This is a genomic window from Undibacterium sp. 5I2 (assembly GCF_035019605.1).
In the GTDB taxonomy this organism is placed as follows: Bacteria; Pseudomonadota; Gammaproteobacteria; order Burkholderiales; family Burkholderiaceae_D; genus Undibacterium.
In genome coordinates this window covers 1-1,734 of record NZ_JASJVS010000134.1, presented here as the reverse complement: position 1 = coordinate 1,734, position 1,734 = coordinate 1, and the positions used below count along the sequence as shown (strand labels likewise).

General features: G+C 49.5%; 1 pseudogene. It reads right to left on the bottom strand.

Features of this window, described 5'->3' with window-relative positions:
• Positions 1-39 precede the first annotated feature (39 nt).
• Positions 40-1,607, bottom strand: a pseudogene (locus QN359_RS19660) (IS3 family transposase).
• Positions 1,608-1,734: the final 127 nt, after the last annotated feature.

Sequence of the window (1,734 nt, the reverse complement as noted above, 5' to 3'; positions counted from 1 at the left end):
CGGAGTTTTTCAAGCTAGTTGTCGCCTAAAAGTAAATTTTTATGCCGCCAGTTTCAGTTCTTGATATACGTCCTCATGATTTAATGCTTCCTTGTTAGTTTTGTCTGGATTTAAGTCAACAACGTTGGCGCGGTCCCAGTTACGAGTAGCACCGCTCCAGCGATTCGAGTTCCTTGCTTTTGCCGCCGCATACAATTGCTCACGTCGAATCAATAATTCCACATCCAGACCGGCATGGCGTTCAGCTGGCGTTACAAACTGAATGGCACTGTGCCGGTGTTCTTCGTTATACCAATGCATGAATGTAGTAACCCAATTCCTGGCTGCCAGGAGATCCTTAAATGGGCGACGTGGATATACTGGGCAGTACTTCAATGTTTTAAAAAAGCTTTCGGCGAACGGGTTGTCATTACTCACGGCAGGACGACTGAATGACGGCATGACGCCCAGCACCTGCAGCATGGCCAGCATCGTGGAGCCCTTCATCGGACTGCCGTTATCCGAATGAAGAACGACCTGATTTTGTGCGATTTTTTCTCGCACACAAATGTCCTTCATCACCTCGCTGGCCAGCGCGCTGCTTTCGGTTTCAAATACCTGCCAGCCGACCACTTTGCGACTAAATACATCGATGAACATATAGAGATAAAAATAGATGCCTCTGATCTCTGTCGGCAAATAGGTGATGTCCCAACAGTACAATTGGTTGGGCCCGGTTGCCTTTAAAGCACGTGGTTTGTTGCGGGGTTGCCTTGGCTTTTCTTCGCCACGGTGCACAAGCATATTTTTAGCCTTGAGTAAGCGATAGAACGTTGACTCCGATGCGACATAAATTCCATCATCAGCCAATCGCGGAACGATCTGGCTTGGCGGCAGATGGCCGTATTCCGGCGAGTTGGCAATGGCCAGAACCTGTTGTCGTTCCTCTGAACTAAGCTGATTCTGAGGTACCTGCACACGCCCTGTTCGCCGGTCTGCTTGCTCAGTCACCTGATCAATTTTCCAGCGCTGCAGCGTACGCTCGCTTAAATCAATTACGTCGCAGGCACGTTCCTGACGTGCGCCTGAAACCACCGCTTCAGCTACCAGTGTCAATACGTTATTGCGCTCCGGGATTGGGGTCATTACTCCTCGTCCTCCCAAAGCGCACGGAACTTTTTTTGCAGAACCAGCAGTGCTGCCGCCTCCGCCAGAGCTTTGTCTTTCCGGGCCAGCTCACGCTTGAGTTTGACGTTTTCATCTTTCAGCGATTTAACTTCACCAGCTTTGGGTGCGGCCTCTTTACCGCTGGCGCAAAAAGCAGATTTCCAACTGGTTAAATTATGCGGGAATAAACCACGTTCACGGCACCATGCCTGAAGCTGCTCTCCCGCTAACGCATGGCTCTCATGCAGTGCCTGCAGTTGTTCTTCTACCGTCCAGTCGCTCGGTCGTTTTTCTTTTTCTGACGCCGGACTGCCCGCCAGTGCTGACTTCTTTTTCATCCAATATCTCAACGTGTGGTGATTCAAATTTAAATCAGTGGCCACTGACATGATTGTTCGGTCGCCACGGGAATAGGCCTTCTGTAATGCCTGCTCAATAAATGCAGCGGAATAGGTTGCCATTGTTGCCTCGCTCAATAAGTTAAAAAGAGAGGTAACAACCAGATTGAAGATCGCCGGTCATTTTAGCCGTATAACTTCAAAATCAAAAAGCAAACCTTAACGTCTTGAGGGAATGGGTTCCGCTGCG